This window comes from Nocardia sp. NPDC057227 (genome assembly GCF_042669725.1).
Classification (GTDB): domain Bacteria; phylum Actinomycetota; class Actinomycetes; order Mycobacteriales; family Mycobacteriaceae; genus Nocardia; species Nocardia asteroides_A.
On record NZ_JBHUXA010000005.1, the window covers coordinates 140,892 to 155,926 of the forward strand.

The following is a 15,035-nucleotide window of genomic DNA, read 5'->3' on the forward strand; positions in this document are numbered from 1 at the left end:
CATCGGGAGGACGTCCATGGGACCAGAGATCGTCGTCGGCCTGCTGATCGCCTGGGCGGCGGGCAGGGACCGGCGGCTGGCCCCGTCCGGGTACACCGGCGAGGCTCTCGATCGCGCGATGGACCGGGTGCACGCCGTCGTCGTCGCCCGGCTCGGCGGCAGCGAAGCGGTCGAGCGGCTCCTGGTCGAGGCCGGGACCGAGCGCGGTGCCGTCACCGGCCGCACCAGGGCCGACGCCGTCCGCACCATCGCCGACACCATCCGCGCCGACCCCGCCTTCGCCGCCGCCCTGCACGCCGCCGCAGGCAGTCCCGCCCCCCTCCCCGCCCCCCTCCCCGCCCCCGGACTCCGCACCAGGCTCCTGATTCAGGCCCGTACCCGCCCCGCCGTCGCCGCCGCGCTCGTCGCCACCGCCATCGTCCTCGTCGCCGGAGTCATCGGCCTGATCACCGGTAGCGATCTCCCCACCACCGAATCCGCCCCGCCGAGCTCCGCCGCCACCGGCCCCGCAGGCACCGGCAAAGCCGGCCCCGACGCCCTCATCGGCACCTGGACCCCCTCCGACGGCACCGCCCCCAAGATCTTCACCACCAACGGCGGCACCTGCACCGGCTTCGGCACCGCCGCCAACTGCACCCTCGCCATCGCGCCCGATCCCGCCGGGCGCTACGCGCTGGTGGTCCGGCAGTCCGCGGACAGTTCGCACTACGAACTCGAGTTCCTCGCCGCCGACCACCTCGTTGTCTACGACGCGGGCGGATCGCGGTTGTACGAGTTGGACCGCGTCTGATCGCCTTATCCGCAGCCCAGCCCGATTCGGGCGACGACATCCCACCGGTACGAGAAGTCGCGGCGCTCCAGCGCCACCAAGGCGACCTCCGTCACCAGAATCTCGACGCGCTCACACTTCGCGGCCCGGACGCTGAGCCCTCAATCCACATGCTCGAAGGTAAGCAACCAATAATGGTCGATCGAGCCGGATCGACCCTCGCGGGCCATCCGATCCGCTTGGTCGGTGGAGACGAGCGCCGCTGCCGACTGGACGGAGGACAACCGCGCCGAGGGCCAGTGTGCCGTGAGCGCCTGCGTATTATTTCAACCTCGTCGACGGGGAGATCGTCGATCTGACGATCGAGCAGTTCCCGGACGCAACCCGCTTCTCGGAACCGAGACCGAAGACCGAAGGCTGCATCTCGACCCGCGACTACTGCCTTTCGTACGAGCGCACGCGCCAGCGCTACGAACTCCTGTCCGCGCGAGTCGCGAGTAACCTCAGCAGCTGAGTCATCGCGCGGTCCACAGGCCGAAGAATGCCCGCACTTCAGGCACCGCTGCGTGCCCGCGCAGCTCGTTCGCGATGTCGGCGGCCGTTGTCTGCAACCGCGTGGAGGCGACCTTGCTGATGCCCGCGAAATTGTCGATGAGCACTTCGCAGGCATCAGAAATCGCACCGGCTCGGACCGAGTTCTGGGCCCGGCGGATCTGCCAGGCGATCTCTTCGCGCGGGTAAGCCACAGAGCCGCCGGCAACGGATTGCAGATAGGTGGCGGCTTCGCCGTGGTCGCCGATCCGCATGAATGCCAAGCCAGTCAGCCCATCCAGTTGTGCTCGTGAAAAATGGGCGAGGTAGGCCGGACCGCGACCCCGGGTCGATTCGTACGCTCGGTGCGCGCGGTCGACCGCTCCCACCATCGCCGTCCGGTCGCCGATCACACTCAGCGCCTCCGCTTCGCGAATCGCGGCCAGATCCAGACGTGTGCGACAGCATTGCCGTCACCACCGGCGGTGGCCGCCTGCACCGCGTCGGCACAGAAGCGTCTGGCGTCTCTCCAACGTCCGGCGTCGTAGTGCACCCAGCCGGCCGCCGTCATCATTTCGGCACCGGCACTGGTGAGCGCGCGACCACCTTGTCGCTATAACTGCCGCGCTCGAGAAGGTGCTCGACGAAACGTACTTCGTTGGCGGCAATGTCACAGAGGCGGTCGCCACCAGCCGTCAACGGGAGTTCGTGAATTCTGTCGACACAACGCATGATTCGGTCGACATCCGTGATGCCGACACTGCCACGGGACGGCGTCGGTTCGCGAGCCCCCTCGGGCCAACTCCCAGCCGCGACCGCACCGACTCCGACCGCACCTGTTGCGAAGAACTGCCGACGTCGCACGTCCGCCTCCTCATCCGACTCTGCTGCCAGCACAGCGAGCGGCACCTGCAGCGCTTTCGCCACGCGGCGGAGTACGCGCAGATCGTGGCTGGCCGGCCCGTCGTGCTCGAGCTGCGAAACACCCGGCTGCGTGAGGTGCAAGAGTGCACCCAACTCCGCCTGGGTCATCCCGATTGATCTGCGGATTCGAAATCCGCTATTGCCGAACAGGATCGGCGACTACCCCGGCCTACGGTCGAGCCCGGCACTCGGTACCGGGCCGACGCAGGAACGCTCATCCAGCGCACTGGCCCGCCATGGCGGTGGGCGGGTGGCGAAAGCCCCCGGTGCCGGGTGCCCTCCATCCAGAGTGCCGCCGGAGAGGTAGTCACCATGAGAATGTCGCTGGCCGTCGAGGTGGCCCGTTGAGCAGAACGCCGGATTCACCGCTTCCAGAGGAGCCGGACGTCCGGCTGTCGGTGGTCTTGCGCGGCACGCGGCTGAATTATGTGGCCTGCTTGACGGCGGCACTCACATTCGTCCAGGAGCACCAGCGGCGACGCTACGTCGAGGCGGTTACCGTGACGGTCTCAGGGACAGAGGGCCTGTAGCGGCTACCCAACGAGCGGCTGTACCTCGACCGATAAGCCCTGCCGCGGCGGTCGCCCAGCCCTCGATCAGGGCAGCGCTCCGCCGAGAAAATGGTCGGGGTGACAGGATTTGAACCTGCGACCCTCCGCTCCCAAAGCGGATGCGCTACCAAGCTGCGCCACACCCCGTGACCTCGGGCGGCGCCGAGGGGTCCGTCCGTGGAGCGGGTGACGGGAATCGAACCCGCACCATCAGCTTGGAAGGCTGAGGTTCTACCATTGAACTACACCCGCAGGCATACGACATCAATGGGATCGCCACGATGTCGTGTGCGAGCCGACTGTACCGAACGGCGGACCGCTTGCGCCAATCACGGGGGTGGCGGCGCTGGCGTGAGGGGGGTTGACGGGCGGGCGGGCATCAGGCGAGCTCCGAAAAATAAACAGCAGTATGTTCCCGGAAATCGCGGCGGTTTCGGGCAATGCGAGCAAACATGGAGGCACGACCCGATCCGGCGGCGCCGGAGCGGGTCGGCCAGCATCGTCGGAGCGTGATCGGCAGGGGAAGCATGGGGAGTTCTGCGCACGTCGCCGGGGGCGGAGCCCGGCGCGCGCACCCCGTGCGGTCGATGGCGGTGGCGAACTCCGCACACCCGGGGGCGGCGGGGCGCGCTCCACCGGGTGCGGAGGCGTGAACCGCCGGCCGCGATCGAGCAGCGAACAACAGGCGCTTATGTCACGCGGAGGTCACGGCGGTGTCATACTCTCCCCATCGCCATCAACCGGTGCCGTGAACCCCGACAACCATTGTCAAGTGGCGTTTTTCGGTGCCGAGTGGCTTGCTAGGATCCTTTTTGCCGGACGGGGGTATCTGGAAAGGGGGCGGTGAGCGTGCACCGAACTCGGTGGACCCGACCGCATAGCAGTGGGCTCTATCGGGGTGACGCAGGTACCTGTGGCACGGGCTTCCACGTCACCCATCGCCGGTGATCTCGATGTCGACCTTCGAGCCACCGGTCGCCGTCATGGCCAGGGCATGGGCGCAGGCGATCTGCGCCGAGCCGGGGTCGAGCACGACCGTGCGCCAGGTCGAACCGAAGCTGACCGAGATCATCCAGCGGCTGCTGTACCTGGCCGGGTCGGAGCCGTTCCCGGTGCGGGAGGCGCGCAGGCTCGGCGCCATCCTGGCCGAGGAGCCCTTCGAACGCACGCGCATGCTCGCGCAGGCCACCCGCTGGCTGCTCGGCTTCCCGTCGGGCACACCGGGTTCCCTGGTCGCGACGCGCTGGCCGCTGGTTGCCAGCCAGGCCATCGACAGCTATGCGGAGACATTGCAGGAACGCGCGCTCGAGAAGGAGAAAGAGAAGCAAGAGGCCAAGACGTCACATCGGATGCGCGAGATCGCCGCGCTGCAGCACCGGCTGCGGCACGAGGCGACGCACGACGCATTGACCGATCTCGCCAATCGCACCCTGCTATTGGACCGGGTCCGCGCCATCGCGGCCGACCGCAGCAAGGGCATCGGCGTGCTCGTCGTCGACCTGGACCGCTTCAAGCAGATCAACGACGGCTACGGCCACGCGGTGGGTGACGAGGTCCTGGTCGAGCTCTCCCGCAGGCTGCGCGAGGTGAGCACCCCGGAGATGATCATCTGCCGATACGGCGGTGACGAATTCGTGCTGGCGGGCAGCGTCTCGCCGACCGCGCTCACCGAGCTCGCGACCGTGATCGTCGGCGCGCTGCGCGAACCGGTGTGGTCCAGCGTCGGCCCGGTTCCGGTCTCGGCGAGCGTCGGCACCGCCTACAACCTGCCGGGCACCCCGTGCGACTTCACCGAGCTGCTGAGCCGCGCGGACGGCGCCATGTACTCGGCGAAGACCGCGGGCGGGCGGCGCTACGCCCCGGCGGAGTCCGGCGGCAACGACCTCGGCACCGCCGTCGCAGGCTAACCGGGCTGGCACCCGGGGCACCAGAACAGATTTCGCGCCTCGAGCACGGCGTGCGCGACGGGGGTCGCGCAGATCCGGCAGGGCTCGCCCTGCCTGCGATAGACGTAGGTGCGCGGCCGGTCCGGGCCGTACGCGGGGGCGCCGTGGTCGTCCTCGGGGCGGATGACCACGATCTTGCCGACCCGCACCCCGACCCGCATGAGCGCGACCAGATCCGTCCACATGGCCGCCCACTCCTGCGCGCCCAGCTCGACGCCGGGGCGGAAGGGCGAGACGCCGTGCCGGAAGAGCAGCTCCGCGCGGTAGATGTTGCCGATCCCGGCGACCACCTTCTGATCCATCAGCAGCGCGCCGATCGGCCTGCGCGAGCGGTGGATCCGGTCCAGCGCGCGGGCCGGGTCGGCGCCGCGGCGCAGCGGGTCGGGGCCGAGCCGGTCGGCGAGCGCGGCGACCTCGGCCCGGTTCAGCACCTCGCAGGCGGTCGGGCCGCGCAGGTCGGTGCCGAACCCGGCGGCGCCGACCATGCGCATCCGCACCTGGCCGGTCGGCTCGCCCATCGGCAGCGGCACCTCGGTGAAGACGCCGTACAGACCGAGGTGCACGTGCACGGCGAGGCCGGACTCGTAGTGGTGCAGCAGGTGCTTGCCGTACGCCTCGGCGCGGGTCAGCACCTGGCCGTCGACCAGCGCGGCACCGGCGGCGAAGCGACCCTGCGGGCTCCGGACCCGCACCGGCGCACCGGCATAGCGCGTCCGGTGCAGCTTCGCGAGCCGGTGCAGGGTGTGGCCCTCCGGCACGGGGTCAGGAGGCGGGCAGCGCCGGCGGAACGCCGGTCTTCTCGTACTCGGCCAGGATGTCGATCCGGCGCTGGTGCCGCTCCTCGTCCGACCACGGGGTGCTGACGAAGGCGTCCACGATGGCCAGCGCCTCCTCGGCCGAGTGCATGCGGCCGCCGATGCCGATGAGCTGGGCGTTGTTGTGCTGGCGGGCGAGCTGCGCGGTCTCGACGCTCCAGCCGAGGGCACAGCGGGCGCCGGGCACCTTGTTCGCGGCGATCTGCTCGCCGTTGCCGCTGCCGCCGAAGACCAGGCCGAGGCTGCCCGGATCGGCCACGGTGCGCCGGGCCGCCTCGATGCAGAACGCGGGGTAGTCGTCGAGCGCGTCGTACTCCAGGGCGCCGCAGTCGACGACGTCGTGCCCCGCCTGCTCGAGGTGGGCCTTCACGGTGTTCTTCAGCTCGAAGCCGGCATGGTCGGCACCCAGGTATACGCGCATGGCAGCGATTGTGTCAGGCGCGTTTCCGAGGCCGCACGGGGGCGGGTCGGGCCGCTCCTGCCTAAAGTTCTTCCCATGCAGCCGTACCATCCGCCGCCGTCAGCGCCCGCGCCGCGCGGGCTCTCGCCCTTCGGCCTGCCCGCCAGGCACACCTGGGAGATCCCGCTGCTCGTGGTGGTGATCGTGGTGACCGTCATCGGGTATCTGATCGCGCTCGCCGTGCTGGTGACGGGCAGCGTCAACCAGTACGTGCTGCTGATCGCCGGAGCGCCGATCGTGGTGTGGTTCGGGCGCGGCGTGAACTACGCGTCGCAGCGGGTAGGCGCGGTCAAGATGTCGCCGACCCAGTTCCCCGACGGCTACCGCCTGGTGCAGGAGGCCGCGGCGCGGTTCGGGATGAAGCAGGCGCCGGAGGCGTACGTGCTGCTCGGCAACGGGCAGATCAACGCCTTCGCCTCCGGGCACGGGTTCCGGCGGTACGTGGTGGTGTACAGCGATCTGTTCGAGATCGGCGGCGCGGCGCGGGAGCCGGACGGGCTGGCGTTCATCATCGGGCACGAGGTCGGGCACATCGCGGCCGGGCACGTCTCCTACTGGCGGCAGCTCGGCATGTTCCTCGCGCCGTTCCTGCCGCTGCTCGGCTCCGCGCTGATCCGCGCGCAGGAGTACACCGCGGACAACCACGGGTACTGCAACCGGCACACCGGGGCGGCAGGGGCGATGGGCACGCTCGGCGCGGGTAAGTACCTGAACTCGTCGGTGCGGTTCGACGAGATGGCGGATCGGGCCGCCTCGGAGCGGGCGTTCTTCATCTGGCTGGTGAACGCGCTCTCCTCGCACCCGGTGCTGACCTGGCGGATGTGGGCGCTGCGGGATCGGAGCAGGCACGGGAAGTTGTTCTGGTGGCCGGCGGCGCCGGTGCAGCCGCCGTACGCGCCGGGGTACCCGCCGCCGTATCGGGCGGTGCCGCTCGACAAGGGGGTGGTGCAGGGGCCGCATGCGGGTGCGCCCTACGAAACGGGGGCGTACGCGGCGCCGCCGACGAGTCAGGGGGCGTACGGGCCGGGGACTCCCGCCGGTTCCGGCCCACACCCGCCGCCCTATGGCACCGGGCCGTCGTGGAGCGCTGTGCCGCAGGGGGCGTGGGGCCCGGGCGCGGTTCCCCCTGCCGACCCCGGCCGCCCGACCGGCCACGGCAACCCGGGTGGCTACGGGACCCCGGGCGACCCCGGCACTACGGACAGCGCCGGGCCCGGCGGACCGAACCCGGCGAACTAGGACCCGCCGCTCAGTCGAACTCGGGCCCCTCGTGCCTGCTCCGCTTGAGCTCGAAGAAGTGCGGGTAGGAGGCGAGCGCGACGGCACCGTCCCAGACCTTGCCCGCGTCCTCGCCGCGCGGGATGCGGGAGAGCACCGGGCCGAAGAAGGCGACGCCGTTGATGTGGATGGTCGGCGTGCCGACGTCGTCACCGACCTTGTCCATGCCCGCGTGGTGGCTGGCGCGCAGCGCCTCGTCGTACTCGGTGCTCTCGGCCGCCTCGGCGAGCTCGGCGGGCAGCCCCAGCTCGGCGAGCGAGTCGGCGATCACGGCGGCCAGCGTCTCCTGGCGGGTCTCGCGCTCGTACTCGTCCTTGCGGTTGTGGATGCGGGAGCCGAGCGCGGTGTAGAGGTCGGACAGGATCTCGTCGCCGTGCTTCTGCGCGGCGGCGATCGCCACCCGGACCGGGCCCCACGCGGTCTTCATCATCTCGCGGTACTGGTCGGGCAGGTCCTTGCCCTCGTTCAGCACCGCGAGGCTCATGACGTGGAAGCGGGCGTCGATATCGCGCACCTGCTCCACCTCGAGGATCCAGCGCGAGGTGATCCAGCACCACGGGCACAGCGGGTCGAACCAGAAGTCGGCAACATCCTTGCTCACGGTCGGAGTCCTTCCACAGCCTCGGTCGCGGTGGCGCGCGCCACCCTCTCCTGCAGCAACCACCCCGGGTGGCGAATCGTTCCCGAACCGCGCCGCGATTCCCCGGCTCACGCGCGGCGACCGGCACTAGGGTGGGCGGGGTCGCCGCCAGGCCCTTCCACCGTGAGGAGTCCGTCATGACCTCGGATCGTCGTTTCATCGTCGTCGGCGCAGGTCTCGGCGGTGCGGGTGTGGCGAAGGCGCTGCGGGACAACGATTTCGACGGCCTGATCACGGTGATCGGGGCGGAGGAGCACCTGCCCTACGAGCGCCCGCCGCTCTCCAAGGAGCACCTGGCGGGCGACAAACCGTTCGCCGAGTTCACCGTCGCGCCGGACGCCTGGTACCGCGACCACCGGGTCGAGCTGCTGCTCGGCACCGAGGTGCGCGCGATCGACCCGGCCGCGCACACCGTCACGCTGCCGGACGGGTCGACGCTCGCCTACGACAAGCTCGCGCTGGCCACCGGCTCCCGCCCGCGCACCCTGGACTTGCCCGGCGCGGACGCCCCGAACGTCTACACGCTGCGCACCCTCGACGACTCCGACACGCTGCGCGAGCTCTTCGCGGGCGGCACCCGGCGGCTCGCGGTGATCGGCGCCGGCTGGATCGGGCTGGAGGTGGCGGCGGCGGCGCGCAACGCGGACGTCGCGGTGACCGTCGTCGAGAACGCGGAGCAGCCCTTGCTCGGCGTGCTCGGCCCGGAGATGGGCGCGGTCTTCGCCGGGCTGCACCGCGAGCACGACGTCGACCTGCGGCTGAACACCGGCGTCGCGGAGATCACCACGCGGGACGCGGGTGCGGTCCGGGTCGCGACCGGGCTGCGGCTGGACGACGGCACGGAGATCGAGGCGGATGCCGTGCTGATCGCGGTCGGCGCCGTCCCGGAGATCGGGCTGGCCGAGGCCGCCGGGCTCGACACCGACGGGGGCGTCCTGGTCGACGAGCACCTGAGCACCAGCGACCCGGACATCGTCGCGGTCGGCGATATCGCCGAGCAGCAGCACCCGGTGCTCGGCGGCCGGATCCGGGTGGAGCACTGGGCGACCGCGCTGAACCAGCCCGAGGTCGCGGCGAAGACCATGCTCGGCCGGGAGGCGAGCTACGACCGGATCCCGTACTTCTTCACCGACCAGTACGACCTCGGCATGGAGTACACCGGCTACGTCGCGCGCGGCGCCGCCGAGCGGGTCGTGCTCCGCGGCGACACCGGGGCCAGGGAGTTCGTCGCCTTCTGGCTGGACGGCGAGAACCGGGTGCTGGCCGGCATGAACGTCAACGTCTGGGACGTCACCGACCGGATCCGCGAGCTCGTCGCCGCGGGCGAGCCGGTCGATCCGGAGCGGCTGGCCGACACCTCCGCCGAGCTGTGACCCGAACCGTGTCGAGCGGGCGTGATCGGCTCCGACCATGCTGTGAGCGCGCCCGCCGGGCGCCCGCACCGAGGAGCAGGCCGTGAAGTACATGCTGTTGAAGTCGCACTCCCCCGCCGCCTACTGCGGCACGGCGCTGCCCGAGTGGGACCCGGCGGACATCGCCGCGCACATCGACTTCCAGCGCACGCTCGGCGCGCAGCTGGCCGCCGCGGGCGAGCTGGTCGACGCGCAGGGGCTGGCCGGGCCGGACCAGGCGCTGGTGGTGCACTCGGACGGGCGCACCGCGCCGGTGGTCACCGACGGGCCGTTTCCGGAGACGAAGGAATTCCTGGCCGGGTACCTGGTGGTCGACGTGGCGAGCCGGGAGCGCGCGGTGGAGATCGCCGCGCTGATGTCGGCCGCGCCGGGGCCGGGCGGTGCGCCGATCGGCGAGTTCATCGAGGTGCGCGCCGTGATGTCCGCCGGGCAGTGAGGGCGGGGCAGCCGCCCGAGCTGGAACTGCTGCTGCGCGAGCTCGCCCCGCAGGTGCTCGGGGTGCTCGCCCGGCGGTCCGGCGATTTCGGCGCCGCCGAGGACGCGGTGCAGGAGGCGCTGATCGCCGCCGCGACCCAGTGGCCCGACGAGGGGCTGCCGGACAATCCGCGCGGCTGGCTGCTCCAGGTCGCACAGCGGCGGCTGGTGGACACCGTGCGCGCCGAGGTGGCCAGGCGCAGGCGCGAGGAGGCCGTCTTCGACCGGGAGGTCACCGACGCCGAGGTGCCCGCGCGCGACGACACCCTCGCCATGTACGTGCTCTGCTGCCACCCGGCGCTGCCGGAGGCGGCGGCCGTCGCGCTCACCCTGCGCGCCGTCGGCGGACTGGAGACCAGGGCGATCGCCGCCGCCTTCCTGGTGCCGGAGGCGACGATGGCGCAGCGCATCTCGCGCGCGAAGAAGCGGGTCGCCGGGCTGCCGTTCGTCCGGCCGGACCCCGCGGCCAGGCGGGAGCGACTGGAACCGGTGCTCCGGGTGCTGTACGTGATCTTCACCGAGGGCCACACCGCCAGCGCGGGCGCCGAGCTGCACCGCGCCGACCTGGCCGCCGAGGCGGTCCGGCTGACCCGCGCCCTGCACCGGCTGCTGCCGGACGACCCCGAGGTCACCGGGTTGCTCGCGCTGCTGCTGCTCACCGATGCCAGGCGGGGTGCGCGCACCGGGCCGCACGGCGAGCTGATCCCGCTGACCGAGCAGGACCGCGGGCGCTGGGATCGCGCCATGATCGGCGAGGGCGTCCGGCTGGCGACCGCGGCGATCGGCGCCGGGCTGGGCGGGCCGTACCGGATCCAGGCGGCGGTCGCGGCGCTGCACGCGCAGGCGCTGCGGGTCGAGGAGACCGACTGGGCGGGGATCCTCGCGCTCTACACCGTGCTGGAGCGGGTGGCGCCGAGCCCGGTGGTCACGCTGAACCGCGCGGTCGCGGTGGCCATGGTGCACGGTCCGGCCGCCGGGCTGGCGGCGACCGATGGGCTGGAGGCGGCCTTCGCCAGCAGCCACCGGCTGGACGCGGTGCGCGGGCACCTGCGCGAGATCGCCGGTGACGCCGCGGCCGCCGTCGCGCACTACGACGCGGCCGCGGCGGCGACCACGAGCACACCCGAGCGCGACTACCTCACGCTGCGCGCCGCCCGGCTGCGGCATACTGCTGGACCGTGAGCGAAACGTTCAGCGCGGGCGTGCTGCTGTACCGGGGGTCGGGGCCGGGGGTCGAGGTGCTGCTCGGGCACATGGGCGGGCCCTTCTGGGCGAAGAAGGACGCGAGCGCCTGGACGCTGCCCAAGGGTGAGTACGACCCGGACGGCGAGGACGCGGAGGCCGCCGCCGCGCGGGAGTTCACCGAGGAGCTGGGGCTTCCGGTGCCTGCGGGCGAGTGGAGCGCGCTCGGCGCGGTGCGCTACCGCAGCGGGCGGAACCACAAGAACCTGACGGCCTGGGCCGTGCGCGGCGAGCTGGATCCGGCGGCGATCGTGCCGGGCACCTTCGACCTGGAGTGGCCGCCGCGCTCGGGGAAGATCACCGCGTTCCCCGAGCTGGATCGGGTGGCGTGGTTCGACCTGGCGACCGCACGGGAGAAACTCGGCTCCGGGCCGCGGCCCTTCCTGGACCGGCTCGCGCAGCACCTGGGCGGCGAGCCGGGCTGACCGATCAGGCCGGGACGCCCGCCCAGGTGCGGCCGGTGACCAGTTCGTACGCCTGCACGTACCTGGCCCGCGTCGCCTCGACGATATCGGCCGGGATCTCCGGCCCCGGCGGCTCCCTGTCCCACCCGGTGGAGGTGGCCCAGTCCCGCACGAACTGCTTGTCGAAGGAGCGCTGCGGGCGCCCCGGCTCCCACTCCGCGGCGGGCCAGAAGCGGGACGAGTCCGAGGTCAGCACCTCGTCGCCGAGGGTGAGAACGTCGCCGGCCCAGCCGAACTCGACCTTGGTGTCGGCCACGATCACCCCGTGCTCGGCGGCGTGCGCGGCGCCGCGGGAGTAGATCTCCAGGGTCAGGTCGCGCAGCCGCTCGGCGACCTCGCGCCCCTCCTGGTCGACCACCTCGGCGAAGGTCAGGAACTCGTCGTGCCCGGTATCGGAGATCTTGGTGGTCGGGGTGAAGATCGGCTCGGGCAGCCGGTCGCCCTCGCGCAGCCCGGCGGGGAGTTTCACGCCGGAGACCGCGCCGTCGCGCTGGTACTCGCGCAGCCCCATGCCGACCAGGTAGCCGCGGGCGATGCACTCGACCTGGACCATGCGCAGCGGCTGCACCCGGATGGCGCGCCCGGCGAACTCGGCGGGGACGTCGGTGGTGGAGAGCACGTGGTTCGGGATGTCGCCGAAGAATTCGAACCACCAGTTCGAGAGCTGGGTGAGCAGCGCGCCCTTCTCCGGGATCGGGGTCGGCAGTGACACGTCGTAGACCGAGACCCGATCGGAGGCGACCAGCAGCAGGGTGTCGCCGTCCTCGTACAGGTCCCTGACCTTCCCCGCGTGTACGTGCTTCACCCAGACCCTCCGTCTCCGTCGTTACCGACACGACATCGCGCGCCGTCCAGGTGATTGACTGTACGCAACACCCTCGAACCTGAAGGAGCACTGTGTCCGCACCCAACCTGACACGCGACCAGGCGATCGAGCGCGCCGCGACGGTGCAGGTCGAGAACTACCGCATCGACCTCGACCTGACCGACGGCGCGGGCAAACCGGGCGAGGGAACCTTCCGCTCCCACACCGTGATCACCTTCACCGCGACCCCGGGTGCGAGCACCTTCGTCGACATCGTCGCCCGCTCGGTGCGCTCCGCCGCGCTGAACGGCACCGCGCTCGACGTCAGCGGCTACGACGAGTCCGCGGGCATCGCGCTGACCGACCTGGCCGAGCGCAACGAGCTGGTGGTCGAGGCCGACTGCGAGTACTCGCACACCGGCGAGGGGCTGCACCGCTTCGTCGACCCCGCCGACGGCGCCGTCTACCTGTACTCGCAGTTCGAGACGGCCGACGCCAAGCGCATGTTCGCCTGCTTCGACCAGCCGGACCTCAAGGCCACCTTCGACGTCACGGTCACCGCGCCGACGGACTGGCAGGTGATCTCCAACGGCGCGGGCGAGAGCGCCGCGCCCGGCACCCACGTCTTCGCCACCACGCCGCGGCTGAGCACCTACCTGGTTGCGCTGATCGCCGGGCCGTACGCACGGTGGACCGACGCCTACACCGACGAGCACGGCACCATCCCGCTCGGCATCTACTGCCGCTCCTCGCTCGCCGACTTCATGGACGCCGAGCGGCTCTTCACCGAGACCAAGCAGGGTTTCGCCTTCTACCACGGCAACTTCGGCGTCCCCTACGCCTTCGGCAAGTACGACCAGCTCTTCGTGCCCGAGTTCAACGCGGGCGCCATGGAGAACGCGGGCGCCGTCACCTTCCTCGAGGACTACGTCTTCCGCTCCAAGGTGACCAGGGCCTCCTACGAGCGCCGCGCCGAGACCGTGCTGCACGAGATGGCGCACATGTGGTTCGGCGACCTGGTCACCATGAAGTGGTGGGACGACCTGTGGCTGAACGAGTCGTTCGCCACCTTCGCCTCGGTGCTCTGCCAGGCCGAGGCGACCGAGTACACCAGCGCCTGGACCACCTTCGCCAACGTCGAGAAGTCCTGGGCGTACCGGCAGGACCAGCTGCCGTCGACGCACCCGATCGCCGCCGACATCCCCGACCTGGCCGCGGTCGAGGTCAACTTCGACGGCATCACCTACGCCAAGGGCGCCAGCGTGCTCAAGCAGCTGGTCGCCTACGTCGGGCTGGAGCCGTTCCTGGCCGGGCTGCGCGCCTACTTCGCCGACCACGCCTACGGCAACGCGACCTTCGGTGACCTGCTGGCCGCGCTGGAGAAGTCGTCCGGGCGCGATCTCTCCGGCTGGGGCGCGCAGTGGCTCAAGACCACCGGGCTGAACATCCTGCGACCGGAGTTCGAGGTGGGCGCGGACGGCGCCTTCACCTCGTTCGCGGTGGTGCAGGAGGGCGCCGCGCCGGGCGCGGGCGAGCACCGGGTGCACCGGCTCGCCGTCGGCGTCTACGACGAGCAGGACGGCAAGCTGGTCCGCACCACCCGGATCGAGCTGGATCTGGAGGCCGCCGAGCGCACCGAGGTGCCGCAGCTGATCGGCGTCCCGCGCGGCAAGTTCGTGCTGGTCAACGAGGACGACCTGACCTACTGCTCGGTGCGGCTGGACCCGGATTCGCTGGACGTGCTCGTCAACCGGATCGCCGATATCGCCGAGCCGCTGTCGCGCACGCTGGCCTGGTCGGCGGCCTGGGAGATGACCAGGCAGGCCGAGTTCAAGGCCCGCGATTTCGTCGCGCTGGTGCAGCGCGGGGTCGGCGCGGAGTCCGAGATCGGCGTGGTGCAGCGGCTGCTCATGCAGGCGCACGCCACGCTGGCCTCCTACGCCGAGCCGGAGTGGGCGAGCGGCACCGGCTGGCCGGACTTCGCCAACCGGCTGCTGGAGCTGGCACGCGAGGCCGAGGCCGGCTCGGACCACCAGCTCGCCTTCGTCAACGCGCTGGCCGCGGCCCGGCTCTCCGCCCGGCACACCGAGGTGCTGCGCGAGCTGCTCGACGGCGATCCGGCCGGGGTCGGGCTGCCCGGGCTGCTGGTCGACACCGATCTGCGCTGGCGGATCGTGGCGGCGCTGGCCGCGGCGGGCGAGCTCGACGCCGACGGCACCGAATCGCCCGCCATCGACAAGGAGCTGGCGGGCGACCCGACCGCGGCGGGTAAGCGGCAGGCGGCGGCCGCCGCGGTGGCGCGGCCGATCGCCGAGGTCAAGGCGCAGGCGTGGGCGACCGTCATGGAGGACGACGCGGTGCCGAACATCACCGCGCGCGCCATCGTCGGCGGGTTCGCGCCGACCGGGCAGGGCGAGCTGGTCGCGCCGTACCTCGATCGCTACTTCGGCGATATCGCGCGGGTGTGGGAGCGGCGCTCCAGCGAGGTCGCGCAGACCGTCGTTGTGGGGCTGTACCCGTCCTGGGTGATCACCGAGGAGGCGGTCGCCAAGGCGGACGAGTTCCTCGCGGGTGATCACCCGCCCGCGCTGTACCGCCTGGTCAGCGAGGGCAAAGCCGGCGTCGAGCGCGCCCTGCGCGCCCGCGCCTTCGACCGGGAGTAGAAAACGCGTCCGGCGCGGTCCTGAACGGACCGCTCCGGACGCGGAAGTGTGCTGCTGCGCA

At 71.5% G+C, this 15,035-nt stretch carries 13 protein-coding genes, 2 tRNA genes and 1 pseudogene; 8 read left to right on the forward strand and 8 right to left on the reverse strand.

Annotated elements, in window-relative coordinates; genetic code table 11:
* Positions 1-16 precede the first annotated feature (16 nt).
* On the forward strand, positions 17-790 hold the full coding sequence (locus tag ACFUJ1_RS10255; protein WP_378644511.1) for a hypothetical protein: 774 nt from the start codon (positions 17-19) through the stop codon (positions 788-790).
* Positions 791-1,284: 494 nt separating this feature from the next.
* On the opposite strand, the gene ACFUJ1_RS10260 is transcribed toward ACFUJ1_RS10255, so the two are convergent.
* The 4 genes from ACFUJ1_RS10260 to ACFUJ1_RS10275 form a co-directional block, all read right to left on the reverse strand.
* On the reverse strand, positions 1,285-1,713 hold the full coding sequence (locus ACFUJ1_RS10260; protein ID WP_378644513.1) for a hypothetical protein: 429 nt from the start codon (positions 1,711-1,713) through the stop codon (positions 1,285-1,287).
* 157 nt (positions 1,714-1,870) lie between these two features.
* Positions 1,871-2,377: a helix-turn-helix domain-containing protein gene (locus tag ACFUJ1_RS10265; RefSeq protein WP_378644757.1), complete on the reverse strand. Its 507-nt coding sequence runs from the start codon at positions 2,375-2,377 to the stop codon at positions 1,871-1,873.
* A gap of 468 nt (positions 2,378-2,845) precedes the next feature.
* A tRNA-Pro gene (locus tag ACFUJ1_RS10270) sits at positions 2,846-2,922 on the reverse strand.
* Between the two features lie 31 nt (positions 2,923-2,953).
* Positions 2,954-3,027: transfer RNA gene (locus ACFUJ1_RS10275), tRNA-Gly, on the reverse strand.
* A 701-nt stretch (positions 3,028-3,728) separates the two neighbouring features.
* Here ACFUJ1_RS10275 and ACFUJ1_RS10280 point away from each other — a divergent pair.
* Positions 3,729-4,682 carry a diguanylate cyclase domain-containing protein gene (locus ACFUJ1_RS10280; protein WP_378644514.1) on the forward strand — a complete coding sequence of 318 codons (954 nt, stop codon included), beginning with the start codon at positions 3,729-3,731 and terminating at the stop codon, positions 4,680-4,682.
* Here ACFUJ1_RS10280 and ACFUJ1_RS10285 read toward each other — a convergent pair.
* Positions 4,679-5,479 (reverse strand): Fpg/Nei family DNA glycosylase, encoded by an 801-nt coding sequence (locus tag ACFUJ1_RS10285; RefSeq protein WP_378644516.1) that lies wholly within the window; start codon positions 5,477-5,479, stop codon positions 4,679-4,681. The genes ACFUJ1_RS10280 and ACFUJ1_RS10285 overlap by 4 nt on opposite strands.
* A 4-nt stretch (positions 5,480-5,483) precedes the next feature.
* Positions 5,484-5,957, reverse strand: coding sequence for a ribose-5-phosphate isomerase (locus ACFUJ1_RS10290; protein ID WP_233016483.1), 474 nt, complete (start codon positions 5,955-5,957; stop codon positions 5,484-5,486).
* Here ACFUJ1_RS10290 and ACFUJ1_RS10295 point away from each other — a divergent pair.
* Positions 5,931-6,893: pseudogene (locus tag ACFUJ1_RS10295) on the forward strand (M48 family metallopeptidase); the annotation flags it as partial. The gene ACFUJ1_RS10290 and the pseudogene ACFUJ1_RS10295 sit on opposite strands and share 27 nt — an antisense overlap.
* A 352-nt stretch (positions 6,894-7,245) precedes the next feature.
* Here ACFUJ1_RS10295 and ACFUJ1_RS10300 read toward each other — a convergent pair.
* The gene (locus tag ACFUJ1_RS10300; protein WP_378644517.1) at positions 7,246-7,875 is read right to left on the reverse strand and encodes a DsbA family protein; all 630 of its coding nucleotides are present in this window, start codon (positions 7,873-7,875) and stop codon (positions 7,246-7,248) included.
* Positions 7,876-8,051: 176 nt separating this feature from the next.
* On the opposite strand from ACFUJ1_RS10300, the gene ACFUJ1_RS10305 reads away from it, so the two are divergent.
* The 4 genes from ACFUJ1_RS10305 (at position 8,052) to ACFUJ1_RS10320 (ending at position 11,467) form a co-directional block, all read left to right on the forward strand.
* Complete coding sequence (locus ACFUJ1_RS10305) at positions 8,052-9,287, forward strand: NAD(P)/FAD-dependent oxidoreductase (protein ID WP_378644519.1); 1,236 nt, start codon at positions 8,052-8,054, stop codon at positions 9,285-9,287.
* Positions 9,288-9,369: 82 nt separating this feature from the next.
* Positions 9,370-9,762, forward strand: coding sequence for a YciI family protein (locus ACFUJ1_RS10310; RefSeq protein ID WP_378644520.1), 393 nt, complete (start codon positions 9,370-9,372; stop codon positions 9,760-9,762).
* Positions 9,759-10,982: an RNA polymerase sigma factor gene (locus tag ACFUJ1_RS10315; protein WP_378644522.1), complete on the forward strand. Its 1,224-nt coding sequence runs from the start codon at positions 9,759-9,761 to the stop codon at positions 10,980-10,982. The genes ACFUJ1_RS10310 and ACFUJ1_RS10315 overlap by 4 nt, the downstream gene beginning before the upstream one ends.
* Complete coding sequence (locus ACFUJ1_RS10320; protein WP_378644523.1) at positions 10,979-11,467, forward strand: NUDIX domain-containing protein; 489 nt, start codon at positions 10,979-10,981, stop codon at positions 11,465-11,467. The genes ACFUJ1_RS10315 and ACFUJ1_RS10320 overlap by 4 nt, the downstream gene beginning before the upstream one ends.
* 4 nt (positions 11,468-11,471) lie before the next feature.
* Here ACFUJ1_RS10320 and ACFUJ1_RS10325 read toward each other — a convergent pair whose 3' ends face one another.
* Positions 11,472-12,311 (reverse strand): phosphoribosylaminoimidazolesuccinocarboxamide synthase, encoded by an 840-nt coding sequence (locus ACFUJ1_RS10325; RefSeq protein ID WP_378644524.1) that lies wholly within the window; start codon positions 12,309-12,311, stop codon positions 11,472-11,474.
* 92 nt (positions 12,312-12,403) lie between these two features.
* Between ACFUJ1_RS10325 and pepN the strand changes: the two genes are divergently transcribed.
* Positions 12,404-14,974 (forward strand): aminopeptidase N, encoded by a 2,571-nt coding sequence (pepN, locus tag ACFUJ1_RS10330; protein ID WP_378644525.1) that lies wholly within the window; start codon positions 12,404-12,406, stop codon positions 14,972-14,974.
* Positions 14,975-15,035: the final 61 nt, after the last annotated feature.

Coding starts and splice junctions, on each gene's coding strand:
- ACFUJ1_RS10255 (WP_378644511.1), top strand. CDS start 17: ATGGGACCAGAGATCGTCGTCGGCCTGCTGATCGCCTGGGCGGCGGGC.
- ACFUJ1_RS10280 (WP_378644514.1), top strand. CDS start 3,729: ATGTCGACCTTCGAGCCACCGGTCGCCGTCATGGCCAGGGCATGGGCG.
- ACFUJ1_RS10290 (WP_233016483.1), bottom strand. CDS start 5,957: ATGCGCGTATACCTGGGTGCCGACCATGCCGGCTTCGAGCTGAAGAAC.
- ACFUJ1_RS10305 (WP_378644519.1), top strand. CDS start 8,052: ATGACCTCGGATCGTCGTTTCATCGTCGTCGGCGCAGGTCTCGGCGGT.